The sequence below is a fragment of the Burkholderia pyrrocinia genome, from assembly GCF_001028665.1.
Classification (GTDB): Bacteria; Pseudomonadota; Gammaproteobacteria; order Burkholderiales; family Burkholderiaceae; genus Burkholderia; species Burkholderia pyrrocinia.
On record NZ_CP011504.1, the window covers coordinates 597,291 to 618,065 of the forward strand.

General features: G+C 68.5%; 15 protein-coding genes. 6 read left to right on the forward strand and 9 right to left on the reverse strand.

What is annotated here, in order from left to right:
* The first annotated feature begins 125 nt into the window (after positions 1–125).
* Together ABD05_RS18900 and ABD05_RS18905 are read left to right on the forward strand one after the other, a co-directional pair.
* Positions 126–683 carry a carboxymuconolactone decarboxylase family protein gene (locus ABD05_RS18900; RefSeq protein WP_047901680.1) on the forward strand — a complete coding sequence of 186 codons (558 nt, stop codon included), beginning with the start codon at positions 126–128 and terminating at the stop codon, positions 681–683.
* Positions 684–731: 48 nt separating this feature from the next.
* Positions 732–1,577, forward strand: a complete 846-nt coding sequence (locus ABD05_RS18905) for a helix-turn-helix domain-containing protein (RefSeq protein WP_047901681.1) — start codon at positions 732–734, stop codon at positions 1,575–1,577.
* A gap of 39 nt (positions 1,578–1,616) precedes the next feature.
* Here ABD05_RS18905 and ABD05_RS18910 read toward each other — a convergent pair whose 3' ends face one another.
* Positions 1,617–2,516, reverse strand: coding sequence for a LysR family transcriptional regulator (locus tag ABD05_RS18910; protein WP_047901682.1), 900 nt, complete (start codon positions 2,514–2,516; stop codon positions 1,617–1,619).
* Between the two features lie 104 nt (positions 2,517–2,620).
* Here ABD05_RS18910 and ABD05_RS18915 point away from each other — a divergent pair, with 104 nt between their 5' ends.
* On the forward strand, positions 2,621–3,514 hold the full coding sequence (locus ABD05_RS18915) for an aldo/keto reductase family oxidoreductase (RefSeq protein WP_047901683.1): 894 nt from the start codon (positions 2,621–2,623) through the stop codon (positions 3,512–3,514).
* Positions 3,515–3,554: 40 nt separating this feature from the next.
* Here ABD05_RS18915 and ABD05_RS18920 read toward each other — a convergent pair whose 3' ends face one another.
* Positions 3,555–4,757 carry an MFS transporter gene (locus tag ABD05_RS18920; RefSeq protein WP_047901684.1) on the reverse strand — a complete coding sequence of 401 codons (1,203 nt, stop codon included), beginning with the start codon at positions 4,755–4,757 and terminating at the stop codon, positions 3,555–3,557.
* 71 nt (positions 4,758–4,828) lie between these two features.
* Here ABD05_RS18920 and ABD05_RS18925 point away from each other — a divergent pair, with 71 nt between their 5' ends.
* Positions 4,829–5,878: an AraC family transcriptional regulator gene (locus ABD05_RS18925; protein WP_047901685.1), complete on the forward strand. Its 1,050-nt coding sequence runs from the start codon at positions 4,829–4,831 to the stop codon at positions 5,876–5,878.
* Between the two features lie 119 nt (positions 5,879–5,997).
* Here ABD05_RS18925 and ABD05_RS38635 read toward each other — a convergent pair whose 3' ends face one another.
* Both ABD05_RS38635 and ABD05_RS18930 read right to left on the reverse strand, forming a co-directional pair.
* Positions 5,998–6,165: a hypothetical protein gene (locus ABD05_RS38635; protein ID WP_167347853.1), complete on the reverse strand. Its 168-nt coding sequence runs from the start codon at positions 6,163–6,165 to the stop codon at positions 5,998–6,000.
* A gap of 56 nt (positions 6,166–6,221) precedes the next feature.
* Complete coding sequence (locus ABD05_RS18930) at positions 6,222–8,108, reverse strand: transglutaminase family protein (protein WP_148669165.1); 1,887 nt, start codon at positions 8,106–8,108, stop codon at positions 6,222–6,224.
* Positions 8,109–8,274: 166 nt separating this feature from the next.
* Between ABD05_RS18930 and ABD05_RS37725 the strand changes: the two genes are divergently transcribed.
* Positions 8,275–8,520: a hypothetical protein gene (locus tag ABD05_RS37725; RefSeq protein ID WP_148669113.1), complete on the forward strand. Its 246-nt coding sequence runs from the start codon at positions 8,275–8,277 to the stop codon at positions 8,518–8,520.
* A gap of 74 nt (positions 8,521–8,594) precedes the next feature.
* Here ABD05_RS37725 and ABD05_RS18935 read toward each other — a convergent pair whose 3' ends face one another.
* The gene (locus ABD05_RS18935) at positions 8,595–10,565 is read right to left on the reverse strand and encodes an APC family permease (RefSeq protein WP_047901687.1); all 1,971 of its coding nucleotides are present in this window, start codon (positions 10,563–10,565) and stop codon (positions 8,595–8,597) included.
* Positions 10,566–11,028: 463 nt separating this feature from the next.
* Between ABD05_RS18935 and ABD05_RS18940 the strand changes: the two genes are divergently transcribed.
* Positions 11,029–11,892 carry a crotonase/enoyl-CoA hydratase family protein gene (locus ABD05_RS18940; RefSeq protein WP_047901688.1) on the forward strand — a complete coding sequence of 288 codons (864 nt, stop codon included), beginning with the start codon at positions 11,029–11,031 and terminating at the stop codon, positions 11,890–11,892.
* A 51-nt stretch (positions 11,893–11,943) separates the two neighbouring features.
* On the opposite strand, the gene pdeR is transcribed toward ABD05_RS18940, so the two are convergent.
* The 4 genes from pdeR to ABD05_RS18960 all read right to left on the reverse strand — a co-directional run bounded on the left by pdeR (position 11,944) and on the right by ABD05_RS18960 (position 20,610).
* Positions 11,944–13,947 (reverse strand): cyclic di-GMP phosphodiesterase, encoded by a 2,004-nt coding sequence (gene pdeR / locus ABD05_RS18945; RefSeq protein WP_047901689.1) that lies wholly within the window; start codon positions 13,945–13,947, stop codon positions 11,944–11,946.
* Between the two features lie 703 nt (positions 13,948–14,650).
* Positions 14,651–18,289, reverse strand: a complete 3,639-nt coding sequence (locus tag ABD05_RS18950; RefSeq protein ID WP_047901690.1) for a hydantoinase B/oxoprolinase family protein — start codon at positions 18,287–18,289, stop codon at positions 14,651–14,653.
* Positions 18,290–18,402: 113 nt separating this feature from the next.
* The gene (locus ABD05_RS18955) at positions 18,403–19,701 is read right to left on the reverse strand and encodes an MFS transporter (protein ID WP_047901691.1); all 1,299 of its coding nucleotides are present in this window, start codon (positions 19,699–19,701) and stop codon (positions 18,403–18,405) included.
* A 135-nt stretch (positions 19,702–19,836) separates the two neighbouring features.
* A complete protein-coding gene (locus ABD05_RS18960; protein ID WP_047901692.1) occupies positions 19,837–20,610 on the reverse strand; it encodes a putative hydro-lyase in 774 nt (257 codons plus the stop codon).
* Positions 20,611–20,775: the final 165 nt, after the last annotated feature.

The following is a 20,775-nucleotide window of genomic DNA, read 5'->3' on the forward strand; positions in this document are numbered from 1 at the left end:
GACGGCCGGGCGTCGCGGCGCGCGTCGAACGATTACATGCGATGTAATTGGCGCGCGACACGACCGTCCCTACGCTTCGGGTGTCGCGCCGCCATTCCGGCGGCGCTCGTCGCCCGGGAGACATCATGTCCGCCTATCCGCTTCATACGATCGATTCGGCGCCTGCCGAATCGAAGCCCGTACTCCGGCAGCTTCAGCAAACCTTCGGCCTGATCCCGAACATCGCGGCGACGATGGCCGCATCGCCGGTGCTGATCAACGGCTTCATCGGCCTGTTCGAGCGCGTGCACGCCAGCAGCCTGACGGAGCCGCAGATCCAGACGCTGCTGCTCACCAACGCGGTCACGAACGCGAGCGAGTGGCCCGTTGCGTTCCATACCGCGCTCGCGCTGAAACAGGGCGTGCTCCACGCGGACGTCGACGCGATCCGTCGCGGCGGCCTGCCCGGCGACGCGAAACTGGCCGCGCTGTCGGCCATCACGCGCACGCTGATCGAAACCCGTGGCCGCGTTGCCGACACCGACCGGCAATCGTTCGTCGAAGCCGGATTCAGCGCCGGACAGTTGCTCGAGGTGATTGCGGTGGTCGCCGCATCGACGATCACGAACTACGTCGGCAGCGTCACGCGCCCGACGCTCGAAGCGCCGTTCGACGCGTTCGCGTGGCATGCGAGCGCCGCGTGAGTCCGATATAGTCGTTCGCGTCGATCACGGAACGATCAGGACCAGCCGATGAACGCCAGCCGCCGCGATCCGAACACGCCGCCACGCGAACTGGGGCAGCTGTTGCGCTACTGGCGCGATGTGCGCGGCGTGAGCCAGCTCGACCTGTCGCTCGACGCGGGCATCTCGCAGCGCCAGATCAGTTTCATCGAAAGCGGGCGCAGCGTGCCGGGCCGCGACACGCTGCTGACACTCGCGCAGACGCTCGACGTGCCGCTGCGCGAGCGCAACGCGCTGCTGCTCGCGGCCGGCTATGCGCCGATGTATTCGGAAGCGCCGTGGGACGCGCACGAGATGCACGGCGTGATCCGCGCGCTCGAGCGCGTCGTACGCCAGCACGATCCGTTTCCGGCGATCGTGATGGACCGCCACTGGAACGTGCTGATGACCAACGATGCGGCGCCGCGCTTTTTCGGCTGCTTCATCGACATGGCGGCGCGCGAAGGGCCGCGCAACCTGCTGCGCCTGATGTTCGATCCGCACGGCATGCGGCCGTTTCTGGCCGACTGGGACAACGTGTCGCGCGGCCTGCTGCAGCGCGTGTATCGCGAATCGGTCGGCCGCGTGATCGACGACGAAACTCAGCGGCTGCTCGACGACCTGCTCGCCTTTCCCGATGCGCCGCGCGACTGGAAAACGCCGCCGGCGCCGGCCGCCGCGCCCGCGCTGCCGGTCATCCCGATCGGCTTCGTGCACGAAGGTGTCGTGCTGCGCTACTTCTCGTTGATCACGACGGTCGGCACGCCGCAAAGCGCCGCTGCGCAGGAACTGCGCATGGAGTGCATGTTTCCCGCCGACGACGCGACCGAAGCGCGCCACCGGCAGTTGCTCGACGCGCACGCACCGGTGCGCTGAGCGGCGGGCCGCCCGGGACGCGCGCCATGCGCCCAAAAATCAGGATGCCTTGATGAAATCGATGAACGCGCGCAGTGCCGGCGGCACGAGACGGCGCCCCGGGTAATAGAGGAAGGGGCCCGAAAACGGCCGCCACCACGGTTCGAGTATGCGTTCGAGTGCACCGCTGTCGAAATGCGGGCGCAGCCACTCTTCGAAGAGATGCACGATGCCCGTGCCGGCGATCGCCGCGTCGACCAGCAGGTCCGACGCGCCTCCGACCTGCACCAGCAGCGGCCCGGCGGCCGGCTCGACCCGCACGACCTCGCCGTCGCGTTCGAACTCCCACGGCGGCATCGCCCCGCTGGCGAAGCGCCCGCGCAGGCAACGATGGTCGAGCAATTCGCGCGGATGCCGCGGCCGGCCATGACGGTCGAGATAGCCGGGGGCCGCCGCGGTCGCAAACCGCTGAATGCGCGGGCCGATCGGCACCGCGATCATGTCCTGCTCGAGCCGTTCGTCGTAGCGGATGCCCGCGTCGCATCCGGCCGCCAGCACGTCGACGAAACTTTCGTCGGCGATCACTTCCAGTCGTATTTCCGGGTACGCATCGAGGAAGCGCGGCACGATCGCTGGCAGCACGAGCCGGGCCGCGCTGAGCGGCACGTTGAGCTTCAGCGTGCCGGCCGGTCTGTCGCGGAATTCGCCGATACCGTCGAGCGCCGCCGCCACTTCGGTCAACGCGGGCCCGAGACGCGCGAGCAGGCGCTCGCCGGCTTCGGTAGGCACGACGCTGCGCGTCGTGCGGTGCAGCAGCCGCACGCCGAGCTGCGCTTCCAGCCGGCGCACGGCCTCGCTCAGCCCCGACGCGCTGAGGCCCGTCATGCGGGCGGCGTCGCGGAAGCCGCTGGCGCGCGCCACGGCCATGAACGCATTCAGATCGCCCAGATCGGTTTGCATTGTTCGCCTTTTCGTACAACCCGTGCGGATTATGACGGCTTATCGCGCAGGTGGCCAATGCCTATGCTGGGCGCATTCATCCACGGATTCACAGGAGCACAGTCATGTCCGACATTCGGCATACCGCTGCCTTCAGGCTCGGCGATCGCAACGTCAAACGAATCGGCTACGGCGCGATGCAGCTCGCGGGGCCCGGCGTATTCGGCCCGCCGAAGGACCGCGACGCGGCCCTGAACGTCTTGCGCGAAGCCGTCGCGTCCGGCGTCGACCATATCGACACCAGCGACTTCTACGGCCCGCATGTCACCAACCAGCTGATCCGCGAGGCATTGCATCCGTATCGCGACGATCTCGTGATCGTGACCAAGATCGGTGCGCGACGCGGCGACGACGCAGCGTGGCTGCCCGCATTCGCGCCCGACGAACTCGAACGGGCCGTGCACGACAACCTGCGCAACCTCGGGCTCGATGCGCTCGACGTCGTCAACCTGCGCATCATGTTCGACCGGCACGGGCCGGCCGAAGGATCGATCGAGGCGCCGCTGAGCGCGCTTGCCGACCTGCAGCGGCGCGGGCTCGTCCGCCACGTCGGCCTGAGCAACGTGACACCCGCGCAGGTCGCGCAAGGCCGACGGATCTGCGACATCGTCTGCGTGCAGAACCACTACAACATCGCGCATCGCAGCGACGATGCGCTGATCGACGCGCTGGCCCGCGACGGCATCGCGTACGTGCCGTACTTTCCGCTCGGCGGCTTCTCGCCGCTGCAGTCGTCGACGCTGTCCGGCGTGGCGGCACGCATCGGCGCGACGCCGATGCAGGTCGCGCTGGCGTGGCTGCTGCGCCGCGCGCCGAACATCCTGCTGATTCCCGGCACGTCGTCGGTCGCACATCTGCACGAGAATCTCGCGGCGGCCGACCTCGATCTGCCGGACGATGCGCTCGCGGAACTCGACCGCATCGCAGGCGCCTGCGCCGCCGGACGGGCGGACGGATAACCGGCGGCGGGGCCCGCGAAGCGCGGGCCCGCCCGGCCGATCAGGACACCACCACGCCGACCCGCTTCGGCACACCGGTCACGATCGTCGCGACCGCGACGGCCAGCACGATCGCCGCGCCGACGAACACGCCGGCCGCGCCGTTCGCGTCGAACACGACGCCGCCGGCCGCCGCGCCCGTCGCGATCGCGAGCTGGATCGCCGCGACGATCAGCCCGCCCGCGCTCTCGGCCTCGTCGGGCACGGTGCGCGTGACCCACGTCGACCACGCGACGGGCACGCCGCCGAACGCCATCCCCCACAACGCGACGAGCACCGCGTCGAGCATCGGCGCGCGGCCGAGCGCGACGAGCGCGATGCCGAGCACGACCATCAGCGCGGGCATCGCGATCAGCATCGGCCGCAGCCGGTGTTCGAGCACGCGGCCCGCGAGCGACGTGCCGACGAAGTTGGCAATGCCGTAGCCGAGCAGGATCGCCGACAGCCCGTTCACGCCGACACCGGCGACCTGTTCGAGGAATGGCCGCAGATACGTGAAGAACGCGAAATGCCCGGTGAACACGAGGATCGTCGCGAACATCCCGAGGCCGACGGTCGGCCGGCGCAGCACGTCGATCAGCGTGCGCAGCCGCGTCGTGCCGCTCGGCGGCATCGACGGCAGCGTCGTCACCTGCGACACGAACGCGATGCCGCCGAGCACGGCCGCGATCAGGAACACGTTGCGCCAGCCGATCAGGTGGCCGAAATAGCTGCCCATCGGCGCGGACGCGATTGTCGCGACCGCGACGCCGCTGAAGATGATCGACAGCGCGCGCGGCACCATCGCCGTCGGCACGAGCCGCATCGCGGTGGCCGTCGCCATCGTCCAGAAGCCGCCGAGCGCGACGCCGAGCACGACGCGGCCGATCAGCAGCGTCGTCAGGTTGGGCGCGAACGCAACCGCCAGGTTCGATGCGACGAGCAGCACCGAGAACGCGAGCAGCACGCGCCGCCGGTCGATCGTGCGCGTCAACGCGGAGATCAGCAGGCTCGTGACGAGGGCGACCGTCGCGGTGGCCGTGACGGCCTGCCCGGCCACGCCTTCAGTCACGCCGAGGCTGTCGGCCATCGGCGTGAGCAGGCTCGCGGGCAGGAATTCGGCCGTGACGAGCCCGAAGACGCCGAGCGCCATCGCGAATACCGCGCCCCAGGCCGGTTCGCGGGGGGCCGCCGTCGAGGCGGCAGAGGAAATTCCGGGATTCATGCGTCGTTCCGTTTTCGTCTAGGGAAAGTACTGATGACGGCGTATCGTAAGGAACGACGGCAGGACGGTCTATGACATACAATCCGCTCTTGTTGATCGATCGTCCGAATCTCGACATGTCCGAGCCCCCGCTTCCCCCCGTCCCCGACGTCCACGACCTCGTCAGCGAGCTGCTGCTGGGGATGCGCCTGAGCGGCGTCCAGTACCGCCGCATCCAGGTCGCGCGGCCGTTCGGGCTGAGCTTCGGCCACGCGCCGGGCCGCGCGCAGTTCCATTTCGTCGGACGCGGGCCCGTGCTGCTGCGCGACGAAGCCGGCGAAACGATGCGGCTCGAGGCCGGCGACGCCATCCTGCTGCCGCACGGGCGCATGCATGCGCTGGTGTCCGATCCGGATGCGCCGTGCCGCGAGATCCACGGCTTCGAAGCCGCGAAGATCTGCGATACGGTCGCATCGGTGGCGTCGGCCGGCACGTCGCCCGCGGCCTGCGCGACGACCGAGCCGGGCGCCGGCGACGCGCTGATCTTCAGCGCGTGCATGGAGCTCGACCTCGGCGGCATGCAGCCGCTGGTCGGCGCGATGCCCGAGTTCATGCACGTCGGCACGCTGCTCGCGCGCTACCCGGAAATCCGCCCGATCCTCGACGCGATGGAGCGCGAATCCTGCTCCGCGCGAGCGGGTTTCGCGGGCATCCTCGCGCGGCTCGCGGACGTGGTTGCGGCGTTCATCGTGCGTGGCTGGGTCGAGTGCGGATGCGGCGACGCGACGGGCTGGGTGCAGGCGCTGCGCGAGCCGAAGCTGGGCCGCGCGATCGTCGCGCTGCATCGCGACCCGGGCCGCAACTGGAGCGTCGCGGAGCTGGCCGCCGCAGCGGGCGTGTCGCGCTCGGTGTTCGCCGAGCGCTTTCTCGCGGCGACCGGGATGACGCCGGTGCGCTACCTGACCGAGCTGCGGATGCGGCTGGCCGCGCAGTGGATCACGCGCGACCACGAGGCGATCGAAGCCGTCGCGTACCGGCTTGGCTATGGTTCGCTGGCCGCGTTCAGCCGCGCGTTCAAGCGCGTGGTCGGAAAGCCGCCGGGCGCGGTGCGGGCGGACGGCGAGGTGCGCGTCGAAGCGTAAAGCCCGACGCTTGACGTGCGACGCCGACCGGGGGCCGCTGCGCGTTGCTTCGAAGCCGCACGCTCGACGGCGTCGCTCAAGCTCAAGCTCCCACCGCCGCGCGCGATGTCCTTCCGCGTTCAGCCGCTGCGCTCCCCAAGCTTGTCGACCAGCGCCGTCGCGCACTGCACGGCGAGCGCCGCGCACTGCTCCGCATCCACGGCCGCGCCGTTCGCGATGGTGCCCTGCACGATCCGACCCAGCAAATCCTTCGAGAGATCGGCGATCTCGTAGTCCCGTTCCGTCATGATGTCGCTCCTGTGCGTCGACCGATGACGGCGACGCGCTCATTGCCCCTGCCCGTTCAACGCCCTTTCGCGCGCACGACGATCTGCGCCTGCGTGTCGCGCTCGATGCGTTCGAGCGACGCGCGCAGCGCCGTGAATTCGTCCGGCGTGCACACCTGCCGGCCGAACGCCGCCTTCATCCGCCGCGTGACCTGCACGACACGCGCTGCCGCGTCGAACACGTAATGCGACGTGAAGTCGACGAAGCGGTCGTGCACGGCCGCATCGGCCGGCAGGTCGGTCACGACGACGTCGGCCGGCAGCGCGATCTGGCCGGTCTCGTCGAACGTGCCGCCGATGCAGCCCCACGGCTGCGTGCGCACGGGTTCGGCCAGCCAGCTCTCGACCTGCGTCGCGATGCCGCCCGTGAGGCTCGACAGCGCGGGCAACGCGGTCGTGCCGTCGGGCCATACGAAATGATCGAGTGTGCCCGACACCGTCACGTCGAACGGCCCGTCGGTCACGCGCCGGTCGCTGGTCGACAGTTGCGCGCGGCCGCGCAAGCCGCTTTGCCGCAGGCGTTCGGTCGCGAGTTGCTCGATGCGGTCGTGCGTTGCGCGGCGAAACAGGTTGCGTTCGAGTTCGGCCGTCCAGCCGTCGTCCTCGATGTACGCATGAAAACGCGCGGCGCCGGGCTGCGCGGCATCGATCGCGAGCCGTGCGATGCGACCGCGCGGCTGCGTGGCCGGCGTGCGCGACAGCACGCCCGTGTCGACCAGCAGCGCGGGGCGATCCATCACGATCGGCGGCAGGTAGCCGAACGCGATGCCGGCCGTCGTCGTATCCGCGTAGAGCGCAAGATCGGGCAGCCAGGTGATCGCGTGATTGATCGCGCCGCCGCCGTAACCGGGCACGGACGGCAGCGTGTACACCGAACCGAGATTGATCAGCACCGGTTCGCTGCGGATGCCGACCGCCGCGAGCAGCGCGCCGAACAGCGCGACATGGTCCTTGCAGTCGCCGTAGCGGTTGCGCAGGATGTCCGTCGCACGATGCGGCGCGGCGGCCGTTTCGCCCAGGAACAACCCGACGTAGCGCACGTTCGCCTGCACCCAGTCGTACAGGATGCGCGCCTTGTCGCGTGGATCGGCGGCATCCGCGGTGAGCGCGCGCGCGAACTGCACGACGGCCGGGGCGCTCACGCTCGGGTCGACGGCCGCGTTGCGGTAGCGTGCGGCGAACGCCGCGTAGTCGGGCAGCGTCGACACGACGAGCCGGTCGCCGTAGGTCGGGTAGCCGACCGCGCCGTTCTCGATGCGGTCGTACGGGCCGTGCCGGTAGTCGAATTCGTAGCGCGTGCGGCCGTTCGCCGTCACCGGCGGCAGCGCGACATAGCCGCGCGCGTCCGCGTACAGCGGCATGTCGGCCGGCACGTCGAAGATCAGCCGCTGGTTGTCGACGGGCTCGCGCGACGGCTCGACGGTGTAGCCGAAGTAACCGCGATTGACGGGCTTCGTGCGCGTCTTGCGGAACGCCACGCGCGTGCTCGACCCGGCTTCGACGCCGGGAAACACGACGGTGCGCAACAGTCCGTCCTGGAATGTCGGCGCGCCGGCCGAACGCGGCTCCTGCACGTCGCGGATGCCGTCCGCGCCGACCGGATGCGCGAGCCCGTCGCGGTCGATCGTCTCGGCCGCGAGCAGGTCGACCTGCTCGAGATTCTTGTCGAACCACACGTAGCGCTGCGCAACCGCGTCGATGCCGTTCGCGTTGTTCGCGCGCAGCGTCGAATCGTCGTGCTCGTCGAGCGAACCGTCGTGCTGGATCACGAATTCGTGAACATCGCTGACGAGCGTGACGGGCGCTTCGTCGGCAACGTCGTTCGCGCCGTCCGCCGCCGGGCCCGTGCCCGGCGTCGCACCGACGGCGTTCGACGCGCCGAACGCGGCAGCGCATGCCAGCATCCAGCCGGCCAGGCCGACAGAAAAGCGCACCACATCGCACCTCGTCGCGGTTCACGGAAAGCGCGGTCGCGCAGCGGACAGGATCAACCGCGCGACTCCCGTGTCGGCCAGTGTGGGCGACGCATACGCACGCGTCAAGCCGGTGCACGCGGGCCTACAATGAGACATGAAAGCGTCGTCGCATGCGGCCGCCGGCAACCGCTCTAACGCCGAACGCCGGCGAAGGATCGTCCGCCCGCGACCGGGAGGCACCATGGAAAACGGAATCGTGGAAGTCGTCGTGCTGCTGGCGTTTGTCGCGCTCGCCGTGCTGTTCTTCGTCAAGCGTCCGGGCCGCGACCGGCTGAGGGCCAAATTCCGTCATCCGCCGCTGCGGCGGCCTCACCGCCCGCATCGGCATCATCAGCCCTGACGACTGCTACCGGCAGTCGCCGACGCGCTTGCCGCGCCACGTCCACGCGAGCGTGTACGCGCCGCGCCGCACCGCTAGCCGACATTCATCGGCAACAGCACCATCTGCTTGCCCTCGACGTGCAGGCGCGCCTGCAGCTCGACGGGCGTCTGGTTGTGCAGCCACGCGGTCAGGAAATTCACGCGCCGGAAGATCAGCTTGCTCGCGAAGCACACGGCATTCGGATACTCGTCGAGCGTCGACGACGCGAGGTTCATGAATTCCACGACGGGATTCGTGCCGAACGCGATCCGGTAGTCGGCCGCGATGCCGTTGCGGCGGCAATGCGCGACATAGTAGTCGAGCGCTTCGGTGATCGAGTGACGCAGCCGTTCGAGATGTTCGTGCCCGTCGTACGCCTTCGCGTCGACCTCGCCGACCGCGAGGAAGATCACGTTGCGGAAGTGCCCGGGAAACAGCCGGTTGACCCACAGCAGCGCGTGCATGCTCGCGCCGCGATGCTTGCCGACCAGCAGCACGGCCGTCGGTTGCGACGGATCGGGCTTGCCCGGCGCGCTCGCCTCGTCGACTTCGGGCGGCTTGCCGGAGAACAGCGCATCTTCCTTCGCGAGCTGCGTGCGCGTGTATGCGTAGTGGCGGTTGATCATGAAGCACAGCGCGATCACCGCGCTCGTCACGAGCACCGTGAGCCAGCCGCCCGCCGTGAACTTCTCGACCAGCGTGATGACCAGCACGGTCGCCGTCACGCTCAGCCCGAGCGCGGACAGGAAGAAATGCTTGAACCAGCCGCGCTCGCTGCGATGGCGCCACCAGTACGTGCACAGCCCGAGCAGCGACATGCTGAACGTGAGGAACACGTTGATGCTGTACAGCACGACGAGCACGTCGACGCTGCCGTGCGTCCACAGCAGGATCAGCAGGCTCGACAGGCCGACGACGATGATGCCGTTCTGCCGCACGAGGCGCGTCGACAGGTCGCGGAAATGGCGCGGCACCCACGAATCCGACGCCATGTTCGACAGCACGGCCGGGCCGTCGAGAAAACCCGTCTGCGCGCCGACCATCAGCAGCCCGGCCTCGAACGCGAGCACGGCCGCGAGCAGCGCATGCCGCGCGAACGCCGAGCCGAGCCCGAGATGGTCGATCACGCTGCCGAACACGACCGCGTTGAGCGTCTCGCCTTCGACGGGCCGCGCATGCCACAGCATGTACAGCAGGATGATGCCGCCGGCCGTGAACGCGAGCGACGTCGACATGTACCACATCGTCACCTTGCCGTTCGGCACGCGCGGATCGGCGAGCATGTTCACGTTGTTCGATACGGCCTCGAGGCCCGTATAGGTGCCGCCGCCGAGCGAGAACGCGCGCATCAGCAACGCGAGCATCACGAACACGCCGAGCGACTGCGACATCCCGTGCGCCTCGTGCACGGCATCGGGCACGATCATCGCGAGGTTGCTGCCGTGCACGGCGACGCCATACACGATCAGCCCGAAGTGCAGGATCACGAAGCCGATGAAGATCGGCAGCAGCACCATGATCGATTCGCGCATCCCGCGGAAGTTGAGCCCCGTCATCAGCAGGATCAGCGCGATCTCGGTCGTGAGCTTGAACACCTGCGCGCTCACCGGCAGCAGGCTGAAGAACGCGTCGACGCCGCTCGCGAGCGAGGTCGCGACGGTCAGCACATAGTCGACCAGGAGCGCCGCGCCCGACACGAGCCCCGGCTTCGACCCGAGCAGCGCGGTCGCGACGCGGTAGCCGCCGCCGCCCGTCGGGAACAGCTCGATCACCTGGTTGTAGCCGAGCGCGATGATGAAGACGGTCGCCGCGGTCGCGAGCGCGAGAAACAGCGCGAGCGGCGTGTGTTGCGCCAGCGCGAGGAACGCCTCTTCCGGGCCGTAGCACGACGACGACAACCCGTCGGCGCCGAGCCCGACCCAGGCCAGCAACGGCGTCACGGCGATCGCATGCCGCGTGCGCGGATCGAGCGGGTCCAGAGGCTTTCCGACCAGCAACTGCCACACCTTCTGGAATGCGGTCATGGTCCCCTCCCGGCTCGCCCGGTGCGGCAGCGCGATCCTTTAAAGCTAATCGACGTGCGCTCGCCGCGCCAGTCCGCATATTCCATAGGGGCGGCCCGGCGCCGCTTTCAACGCGTAAGCGACCGACACCGGTGACCGCGCGCCGGATCGGCCGTCCGTACGCGATCGAGCGGGATGGCGAACCTGCTCAAGCCGCATCGCAGCCCGCCTTCCCGCCCGCATCGGCCACACCCGGCGCGCAGGTTTCCTCCTCCCGCTCCCCCTCTCCTCGCCCGTGGCCCCCCCTTGTCCGCGCTCATGCAATCCGCGTCCTCGTCCCAGTCGTGCGTTGTTCCCCGCAATTCGGCTTTTGTGCGCGCGCAACAATGGCGATGCCTCGCGCCCGGCGCCAGGCGGGCAACCCGATTCCCGCATGGCGCCGGGCGCGACGGTCTTCGAAAACCACAACTCACGAGGACATACCATGCAACTCCAATCCCATCCTGCGTGCCGCCCGTTTTATGAAGCCGGCGAACTCACGCAACTGACCGCCTTTTACGAAGAAGGCCGTAACGTCATGTGGATGATGCTGCGATCGGAGCCGCGGCCGTGCTTCAACCAGCAACTCGTCACCGACATCATCCATCTCGCGCGCGTCGCACGCGACTCGGGCCTGCCATTCGACTTCTGGGTGACGGGTTCGCTCGTCCCCGAGCTGTTCAACGTCGGCGGCGACCTGAGCTTCTTCGTCGACGCGATCCGCAGCGGCCGGCGCGACCAGCTGATGGCCTATGCGCGCTCATGCATCGACGGCGTGTACGAGATCTACACGGGCTTCGGCACCGGGTCGATCTCGATCGCGATGGTCGAGGGCAGCGCGCTCGGCGGCGGCTTCGAGGCCGCGCTCGCGCATCACTTTGTGCTCGCGCAGAAGGGCGTGAAGCTCGGGTTCCCCGAGATCGCGTTCAACCTGTTCCCGGGCATGGGCGGCTATTCGCTCGTCGCGCGCAAGGCGGACCGCGGCCTCGCGGAATCGCTGATCTCGACCGGCGAAACGCATGCGGCCGAGTGGTACGAGGATCGCGGGCTGGTCGACGTGACGTTCGACGCGGGTGACGCGTATCTCGCGACGCGCACCTTCATCGACGTGACGAAGCCGAAGCTGAACGGCGTGCGCGCGATGCTGCGCGCACGCGAGCGCGTGTTCCAGTTGTCGCGCTCGGAGCTGATGGACATCACGGAAGCGTGGGTGCATGCGGCGTTCACGATCGAGCCGAAGGACCTCGCGTACATGGAACGCCTGGTGATGCTGCAGAACCGGCGCGTGTCGAAGCTGCGCCCGGTGTAAGGTAGCGGGCGCCGCCGGTTGCCGGCGGCGCCCCGCTCTCCGGAACGAAGCTCAGGCGATCAGCCTGAGCTTTCTCGTCTCCGCGAGCCACGCCTCGAATGCCTGCGCCGGCATCGGCCGTGCGTAGTAGTAGCCCTGCGCGTGATCGACGTCGAGCTGCTTGAGGAAGTCGGCTTCCGCGTACGTCTCGACGCCTTCGGCGATCACCGCGAAATTCATCGCCTTCGCGAGCGACACGACCGAGCGCACCAGCGCCTGCGAGCGCGGATTGCGGTCGATGCCCGTGATGAAGGAACGGTCGAGCTTGATCGCGTCGAGCGGCAGGCGCGACAACTGCGACAGCGACGAATAGCCGGTGCCGAAATCGTCGAGATGGATCTCCGCGCCGAGCTGGCGGAACTGCCGCATCAGCCCGTTGGCAGAATCCTCGTCCTCGATGAAGCAGCTCTCGGTCAGCTCGATGTCGAGCAGGCCGGGCTTGAGCCCCGCGCTGTCGAGAATCGACGCGAACTGGTGCACGATGTTCATGTCCTGCAACTGCCGCGCGGACACGTTCACCGCGATCCGGATGCCGAGCCCCTTCGCCTTCCACGCGGCGGCCTGCGCGGCCGCGGTGCGCATCACCCAGCGCCCGAGCGGCGCGATCAGCCCCGACTCCTCCGCGAAGCGGATGAACTCGATCGGCGCGACGAGCCCGCGATCGGGCGACTGCCAGCGGATCAGCGCCTCGACGCCGCGCACGTCGCCGGTCGCGATATCGACGACCGGCTGGTAGTACAGCACGAACTGCTCTTCATCGAGCGCCTTGCGCAGGTTCGTGTCGAGCCACATGTATTTCGCGACTTTCTGGTTCATCTCCAGCGAGAACACGCGGTATGTATGCTTGCCTTCTTCCTTCGCGACGTACATCGCGGTGTCCGCGCTGCGGATCAGCGTCTCGAGCGAATCGCCGTGCTGCGGATGCATCGCGATGCCGATCGAGCAGCTCGTATAGACCTCCATCAGCCCGAGATGGATCGGTGTGCGCATCCGCTCGAGGATGATCTGCGCGGTCGCTTCGAGCAGCGGCCGCGTGCCGTGCTCGAACAGCACGAGGAATTCGTCGCCGCCGAGCCGCGCGAGCGTCGCGCCGGACGGCAGGCAGCCGCTGATGATCGTCGACACGTCCTGCAGCAGGCGGTCGCCGGTGATGTGCCCGTAGTGATCGTTGACGCGCTTGAAGTTGTCGAGATCGAGGAACAGGATGCCGACGTGGCCGCGCGACGCGGCGTTCTCGTCGGCGATCGCCATATGGATGCGCTCGCTGATCGCATGACGGTTCGGCAGCCCGGTGAGCACGTCGGTGTTCGCGAGTTCGATGAGCCGATGCTGCGCGTTGCGCTCCTCGGTGATGTCGATGCCCGAGCAGATCAGGAACTGCTCCTCGACGCCGCTGCCGCTCTGCACGAACTTGTTGCGGAACTGGAACAGGCGCGGCCCGTTGACCGTATTGATGTAGCGCTCGACCGCGTACGAGTGGTTGCTCGCGAAAAAGCCCGTGATGTTGGTGCGCGACTGCGCGCCCTGCTCGGGGCTCATGAACAGTTCGAACGCGCTGCGGCCGATCACGTCGACCTCGCGCTTGCCCGTCACTTCCTCGCACAGGCGGTTGAAGCGCTGCACCATCCCGTTGCGGTCGAGGATCACGACGAGCGAATTCACTTCGGACACGACCTGCTCGGCGAACGCGAGCCCGTGCGCGAGATCACCCGCGACGGACACGGCATCGGAATAGGCGGAGGCGGTACCGGCCCAGTCGGTCGTGTTGACCTTCCTGCCGACGAGATGGAGGCTGACCGGCTCGCCGAACAGCGTGATGTCGAGCACGAGGTGCGACGTGACGCCCGTCAGGGCGCGAATGCACGCGGCCTGCTCGACCGTCAACGCGATGGCGACGTTGGTCAGGCCGCGGACGGCGGCCAGTTCGAGTGCATTGCTGTCGCTGCCGAGACGCCAGCAGGGGCTGCGCGTACCGACATGCGCCTCGAGCACCGCGCTATCGTTTTCGTCATCCATGGACACGCCCCGATCCAGAAAAAACGCACAGTGTAGACGGAGGCGAGTTGGCCAACCGCCCTCCCGGGCCGCGCAGCGCGCGCTCCCGGCAACGCAGCCGTGATTGCCGTGACAACGGCCCTCGTCCCGTACTTGTATCCAACCAATGCGACCCGGCGTTCGCGCGTAAAGCGCGCAGGTTCTGCCTAACGAATGATGAGAACCATCTTATCAAATGACGCTGAGGATTGGGACTCACATTTAGAGAAGAGTGTCAAGGAATCGGGACTCGATTGGCAAGCCGGATTTTTCATGATTGGCGGCATGCGCAAGAGCGGGTGAGGCGGTGCGAAACGGGGCCGGCCGGATACGCGGAACCCCTTGCTCCGTAAAGGGTTCCGGGAAATCGAAAAATGTGGGGACCGATCGAATTCAGGACCACGGCGGCAGGGTCGGATCGCGTCCAGGCGACGCGAAATCCGGCCAATTTGTTTCTGTTCTGGTGTGAATGCGCCGCTTTATTCCACAGTCGGTTGCAATATCGCGACGCTGCCGATGCGACGTGTTTTATCTGATTCCGCAGCGTCGTCGAATTCCGCAGCCGGCCGACAGCGCGGGTGGAACCGGTACGGCCGCCGTTGCAGCCGGCGCACGCGACGCGCGGCGGGCGTTCGCCGCCCCGCACGAACGCCCGCCGTCGCCGCTGCCGCGCGCGTGCCGCGGCTCAACCCGCCGCGCCGTATCCGCCGCCGCCCGGCGTTTCGACGACGAACACGTCGCCCGGCGCCATCTGCGCGCGGCCGATATGGTCGAGCGCCTCGACCGTGCCGTCCGCGCGCTCGATCGTGTTGCGGCCGAGCGCGCCGGCTGCGCCGCCGGCCGCGCCGAACGGCGCATGGATCCGGTTGTTCGACAGGATCGACGCGGTCATCGGCTCGAGGAAGCGAATCCGCCGCACCGCGCCGTCGCCGCCGCGCCAGCGCCCGCCGCCGCCCGAGCCGGCGCGGATCCGGTGCGAGTCGAGCCGCACCGGGTAGCGCCATTCGAGCACCTCCGGGTCGGTGAGCCGCGAGTTCGTCATGTGCGTCTGCACCGCGCCGACACCCGCGAAGCCGTCGCCCGCGCCGCTGCCGCCCGCGATCGTCTCGTAGTACTGGTAGCGATCGTTGCCGAATGTGAAGTTATTCATCGTCCCCTGGCTCGACGCGACGCAGCCGAGCGCGCCGTACAGCGCGTTGGTGATCGCCGACGACGTCTCGACGTTGCCCGACACGACCGCCGCCGGATATTCGGGATTCAGCATCGAGCGGGCGGGCACGATCACCGTGAGCGGCTTCAGGCAGCCGGCGTTCAGCGGGATGTCGTCGCCGACCAGCGTGCGGAATACGTACAGCACGGCGGCCATGCAGACGGCCTTCGGCGCGTTGAAGTTGTTGTCGAGCTGCGCGGACGTGCCCGTGAAATCGATCTCCGCACGCCGCGCCGCGCGATCGACGCGGATCGCGACGCGAATCTCCGCGCCGTTGTCGAGCGGGTAGCGGTACGCGCCGTCCTGCAGCGCGCCGATCACGCGCCGCACCGCTTCTTCCGCGTTGTCCTGCACGTGCCCCATGAACGCGAGCACGACGTCGCGGCCGAACTGCACGACCATCCGGCGCAACTCGTCGACGCCCTTCTGGTTCGCGGCAACCTGCGCGCGCAGGTCGGCCATGTTTTGCTCGACGTTGCGCGCCGGGTAGCGGCCCGACGCGAGCAGCGCGCGCGTGTCGGCATCGCGCAGCACGCCCGCCGACACGAGCTGCCAGTTGTCGATCAGCACGCCCTCCTCGTCGATATGCGTCGAATCGGGCGGCATCGAGCCCGGCGTCGTGCCGCCGATGTCGGCGTGATGCCCGCGCGAGCCGACGTAGAACAGCGGCGTGTCCGAGCCGTCCGCGAACACCGGCGTGATGACCGTCACGTCCGGCAGGTGCGTGCCGCCATGATACGGGTCGTTCAGCATGAACACGTCGCCGTCGCGCATGCGGCCGCGGTTGCGCTCGATCACCGTGCGGATGCTCTCGCCCATCGAGCCGAGGTGCACGGGCATGTGCGGCGCGTTCGCGATCAGGTTGCCGTCGCCGTCGAAGATCGCGCACGAGAAGTCGAGCCGCTCCTTGATGTTCACCGAGTACGCGGTGTTCTGCAGCCGCAGCCCCATCTGCTCGGCGATCGACATGAACAGGTTGTTGAAGATCTCGAGCCGCACCGGATCGGCATCGGTGCCGAGCGAGCGGCGCGTCGGCAGCGGCGTCGTGCGCGTCAGCACGAGGTTGCCCTGTGAGGTCATCTGCGCGCGCCAGCCGGGCTCGACGACGGTCGTGCCGTTCTTTTCCGCGACGATCGCCGGGCCGTCGATCGCGTCGCCGGCCAGCAGCGTGTCGCGCACGTAGAGCGCCGCGTCGTGCCATTTGCCGCCGGAATAAAAGCGCACGGCGGAATCGGCGCGCGGTGCGGCGCCCGCCCCGCGCGGCGCAAGCGGCGCGATTTCGACCGGCGCATCGGAGCGGCCGATCGCCTCGACCGACGCCAGCTCCGCGACGAGCGGCGTGCCGGGCATCAGGAACGCGTAGCGCTGCCGGTACGCGGCCTCGAACGCCTGCTGCATCGCGTCGACGCTGCCGGCCGGCACGTCGAGCGCCGAATCGGTGCCCTGGTAGCGCAGGTGCACGCGCCGCTCGGTCGCGATCCGCTCCGGCGGCACGCCCTGTTCGAGCAGCGCGCCGACGGCCTCGTCGGCCAGCCGGTCGAGCGCCGCGTTCAACGCCGGCAGCGACGCATCGGACAGCACGGCCTCGACCGCGCGCTCGCGCATCGCGGTCTGGTCGGCCAAGCCCATTCCGTACGCGGACAGCACGCCCGCGAGCGGATGCGCGAACACCTGCGTCATCCCGAGCGCGTCGGCCACGCCGCAAGCGTGCTGACCGCCCGCGCCGCCGAACGTCGTCAGCACGTAGCGCGACACGTCGTGGCCGCGCTGTACGGAGATCTTCTTGATCGCGTTCGCCATGCTGCCGATCGCGATTTCGAGGAAACCTTCGGCGAGTGCCTCCGGCGTCTCGCGCCGCCCCGTCGCCGCATGGATTTCATCGGCGAGCGCCGCGAACTTCGCGACCACGCCGTCGCGGTCGAGCGGCTCGTCCGCATGCGGGCCGAACACGCGCGGGAAATGATCGGGCTGGATCTTGCCGAGCATCACGTTGCAGTCGGTCACCGTCAGCGGGCCGCCGCGCCGGTACGCGGCCGGCCCCGGGTTCGCGCCGGCCGATTCGGGCCCGACGCGCAGCCGCGCGCCGTCGAAGCCGAGCACCGAGCCGCCGCCCGCGGCGACCGTGTGGATGCTCATCATCGGCGCGCGCATCCGCACGCCGGCCACCTGCGTCTCGAACACGCGTTCGAACTCGCCGTTGTAGTGCGACACGTCGGTCGACGTGCCGCCCATGTCGAAGCCGATCACCTGGCCGAAACCGGCCGCGCGCGCGGCGCGCACCATCCCGACGATGCCGCCCGCCGGGCCCGACAGGATCGCGTCCTTGCCCTGGAACGCATCGGCGCGCGTCAGCCCGCCGCTGCTCTGCATGAACTGCAGGTTCACGCCCGGCATCTCGTGCGCGACCTGCTCGACATAACGACGCAGGATCGGCGACAGGTACGCGTCCACGACGGTCGTATCGCCGCGCGACACCATCTTCATCAGCGGCGACACCTCGTGCGACACCGACACCTGCGTGAAGCCGATGCGGCGTGCGAGTTCCGCGAGTGCGCATTCATGCGCGGTGTAGCGGTAGCCGTGGATCAGCACGATCGCGAGCGCGCGCACGCCGGTGTCGAACACGCGGCGCAGCGACGCTTCGGCATCCTGCGCATCGAGCGCCACGACGACGTCGCCATGCGCGCCGATGCGTTCGTCGATCTCGACGACGGTCTCGTACAGCGCATCGGGCAGCACGATGTCGAGATCGAACAGCCGCGGCCGGTTCTGGTACGCGATGCGCAGCACGTCGCGAAAGCCGCGCGTCGTCGCGAGTGCGGTGCGTTCGCCCTTGCGTTCGAGCAGCGCGTTGGTCGCGACCGTCGTGCCCATCTTCACCATGTCGACGCGCGCGGGCGTGATCGGCTCGCCGTCCGCGAGGCCGAGCAGGTGGCGGATGCCGGCCACGGCCGCGTCGCGGTACTGCTCGGGGTTCTCCGACAGCAGCTTGTGCGTGACGAGCGTGCCGTCGGGCCGGCGCGCGACGATGTCGGTGAACGTGCCGCCGCGGTCGATCCAGAATTGCCAGCGCGCGGCGTCGGAGGGAACGGGAGAAAGGTGTCGGTCGGTCATGATGGTCGATGCGTCGTGAGATCTCGGAACGAGCGCCGTCGCACGGCGCGCGTCGCGCCGTGTCACGGTGTCGATGAAAAGGGAAGAAAACGAAGGGCGGGCCGCCCCGCCGCTTACGCGGCGTCGAGTTCGCGGCCGCGCGTCTCGGGCAGCGTCAGCGCGGCGACGATCACCACGCCGTATGCGGCGACCGCGAAGATCCCGATGCTCGTGCCGAGCCCGTACTGCTTCGACAGCGCGCCGATCAGGAACGGGAACAGTGCGCCGATCGCGCGGCCCACGTTGTAGCAGAAGCCTTGGCCCGAGCCGCGCACGCGGGTCGGGAACAGTTCGGTGAGGAACGCGCCCATCCCCGAGAAGATGCCCGATGCGAAGAAGCCGAGCGGGAAGCCGAGCCACAGCATCGACGCATTGGTCAGGTTCAGCGACGTGTACGCGAACGCAATCACCATCGAGCCGACCGCGAACAGGATGAAGTTCGGCTTGCGGCCGAGGCGGTCGGTCAGGTACGCACTCGTCAGGTAGCCGACCCACGAGCCGAAGATGATCATCGCGAGATAGCCGCCGGTGCCCATCACGGTCAGGTGCCGCTCGGTCTTCAGGAAGGTCGGCAGCCACGTCGTGATCGCGTAGTAGCCGCCCTGCGCGCCGGTCGTCAGCAGCGCCGCGCGCAGCGTCGTCGTGATCAGCTTCGGCGCGAAGATCTCGGTGAGGCGCGGCGCGTCGGCCACCTTCGCCTGCGCGGCCTTCTCCTTCTCGTAGACGTCCGGCTCCTTCACGTAACGGCGGATCGCGACGACCAGCAGCGCGGGCGCCAGCCCGACGAGGAACAGCGCGCGCCACGCCTGCTCGGCCGGCAGCACCGAGAACAGCAGCGCATACAGCAGCGCGCACAGCCCCCAGCCGATCGCCCAGCCCGACTGCACGAGGCCGACCGCCTTGCCGCGATCGCGCGCGCGGATCACTTCGCCGATCAGCACCGCGCCGGCCGTCCATTCGCCGCCGAAGCCGAAGCCCATCAGCGCGCGCGCCGCGAGCAACTGGTGATAGTTCTGCGCGAGCCCGCACAGCGCGGTGAACACCGCGAACCACAGCACCGTCAGCTGCAGCGTGCGCACGCGGCCGATCCGGTCCGACAGGATGCCCGCGATCCAGCCGCCGAGCGCCGACGCGAGCAGCGTGACCGTGCCGATGAAGCCGGCGTCCGCGAGCGAGATACCCCAGGTCGCGACGAGCGTCGGGATCACGAACGACAGCATCTGCGTGTCCATCCCGTCGAGCATGTAGCCGACCTTGCAGCTCCAGAACGCGCGGCGCTCGCGCGGCTGCGCGTCGGCGTACCACGAGAACAGGCCGCTGCGCTCGGGGCTCGCGGGCTCGGCGGCGGGTGCCGCGAGGGTCTTGCTTTCCATGGTGGTGCTCCTGTCGTTATGCGCCGTCAATTGCGTGTGGTGTGTCGTGTGTCGTGCTTACGTCGCGCGCGATGCCGCGATGTCGCGATGTCGCGATGTCGCGATGTCGCGATGTCGCGATGTCGCGTTGTCGGATCAGAACACGGCCAGCGACGCGTTCGTGATGTCGGTCATCAGCATGCAGCCGGGCGTATGCGCGATCGCGATCGGCAGCTTCGCGTCCATCAGCGCGGTTTGCGGCGTCACGCCGCACGCCCAGAACACCGGCAGCTCGCCGTCGCGGATCGTCACCGCATCGCCGAATTCGGGTGCGTCCAGATCCGCGATGCCCAGTTCCTGCGGGTGACCGATATGGATCGGCGCGCCGTGCACGCCCGGAAACCGGCTCGTGATCTGCACCGCGCGGATCGCGTCGGCGCCGCGCATCGGCCGCATCGACACGACGAGCTGGCCGCCGAAGATCCCCGCGCGCCGGTTCGGAATCGACGTGCGGTACATCGGCACGTTGCGGCCCTCCTCGACGTGGCGCAGCCCGATCCCTTCACGGGCGAGCATGTCCTCGAACGAGAACGAGCAGCCGATCGCGAACACGACGAAGTCGTCGCGCCACAGCGCTTCCAGCGACTCGACGCGCTCAGTCTGGCGGCCGTCGCGGTACACGTTGTAGCTCGGCACGTCGGTGCGGATGTCGAGATCCTCGCCGAGCGCGTCGATCCGGAACGCACCCGGTTCGCCGACGCCGAGCAGCGGGCACGCTTTCGGGTTTGCCTGACAAAAGCGCAGGAAATCGTGCGCATACGCATCGGGCAGGATCGCGAGATTCGCTTGCGCGAACGGGCCGCAGTGGCCTGCGGTCGGGCCGCGAAACGCGCCGTGGCGCACGGACTGGCGGAATTCGGAAGGCGTCATGAGATTCAATCGCAGATCGGGATGTGGTCGGGATGACGGTGTCGCGTCATCGGATACGGCGAAGAATAGAAAAGAAAAAATTTTGTCGCCAACGAGTTTTTCTGCGCTTCGTGTATAGAATTTCTTAACGGATCTTCGGGTTTTCCCCGGTCCCGTTCACTTTTC

What these genes read in the sequence shown, in the direction of transcription:
- ABD05_RS18900 (WP_047901680.1), top strand. Translation starts at nt 126, where the DNA reads ATGTCCGCCTATCCGCTTCATACGATCGATTCGGCGCCTGCCGAATCG.
- ABD05_RS18905 (WP_047901681.1), top strand. Translation starts at nt 732, where the DNA reads ATGAACGCCAGCCGCCGCGATCCGAACACGCCGCCACGCGAACTGGGG.
- ABD05_RS18910 (WP_047901682.1), bottom strand. Translation starts at nt 2,516, where the DNA reads ATGCAAACCGATCTGGGCGATCTGAATGCGTTCATGGCCGTGGCGCGC.
- ABD05_RS18915 (WP_047901683.1), top strand. Translation starts at nt 2,621, where the DNA reads ATGTCCGACATTCGGCATACCGCTGCCTTCAGGCTCGGCGATCGCAAC.
- ABD05_RS18920 (WP_047901684.1), bottom strand. Translation starts at nt 4,757, where the DNA reads ATGAATCCCGGAATTTCCTCTGCCGCCTCGACGGCGGCCCCCCGCGAA.
- ABD05_RS18925 (WP_047901685.1), top strand. Translation starts at nt 4,829, where the DNA reads ATGACATACAATCCGCTCTTGTTGATCGATCGTCCGAATCTCGACATG.
- ABD05_RS38635 (WP_167347853.1), bottom strand. Translation starts at nt 6,165, where the DNA reads ATGACGGAACGGGACTACGAGATCGCCGATCTCTCGAAGGATTTGCTG.
- ABD05_RS18930 (WP_148669165.1), bottom strand. Translation starts at nt 8,108, where the DNA reads ATGCTGGCATGCGCTGCCGCGTTCGGCGCGTCGAACGCCGTCGGTGCG.
- ABD05_RS37725 (WP_148669113.1), top strand. Translation starts at nt 8,275, where the DNA reads ATGAAAGCGTCGTCGCATGCGGCCGCCGGCAACCGCTCTAACGCCGAA.
- ABD05_RS18935 (WP_047901687.1), bottom strand. Translation starts at nt 10,565, where the DNA reads ATGACCGCATTCCAGAAGGTGTGGCAGTTGCTGGTCGGAAAGCCTCTG.
- ABD05_RS18940 (WP_047901688.1), top strand. Translation starts at nt 11,029, where the DNA reads ATGCAACTCCAATCCCATCCTGCGTGCCGCCCGTTTTATGAAGCCGGC.
- pdeR (WP_047901689.1), bottom strand. Translation starts at nt 13,947, where the DNA reads ATGGATGACGAAAACGATAGCGCGGTGCTCGAGGCGCATGTCGGTACG.
- ABD05_RS18950 (WP_047901690.1), bottom strand. Translation starts at nt 18,289, where the DNA reads ATGACCGACCGACACCTTTCTCCCGTTCCCTCCGACGCCGCGCGCTGG.
- ABD05_RS18955 (WP_047901691.1), bottom strand. Translation starts at nt 19,701, where the DNA reads ATGGAAAGCAAGACCCTCGCGGCACCCGCCGCCGAGCCCGCGAGCCCC.
- ABD05_RS18960 (WP_047901692.1), bottom strand. Translation starts at nt 20,610, where the DNA reads ATGACGCCTTCCGAATTCCGCCAGTCCGTGCGCCACGGCGCGTTTCGC.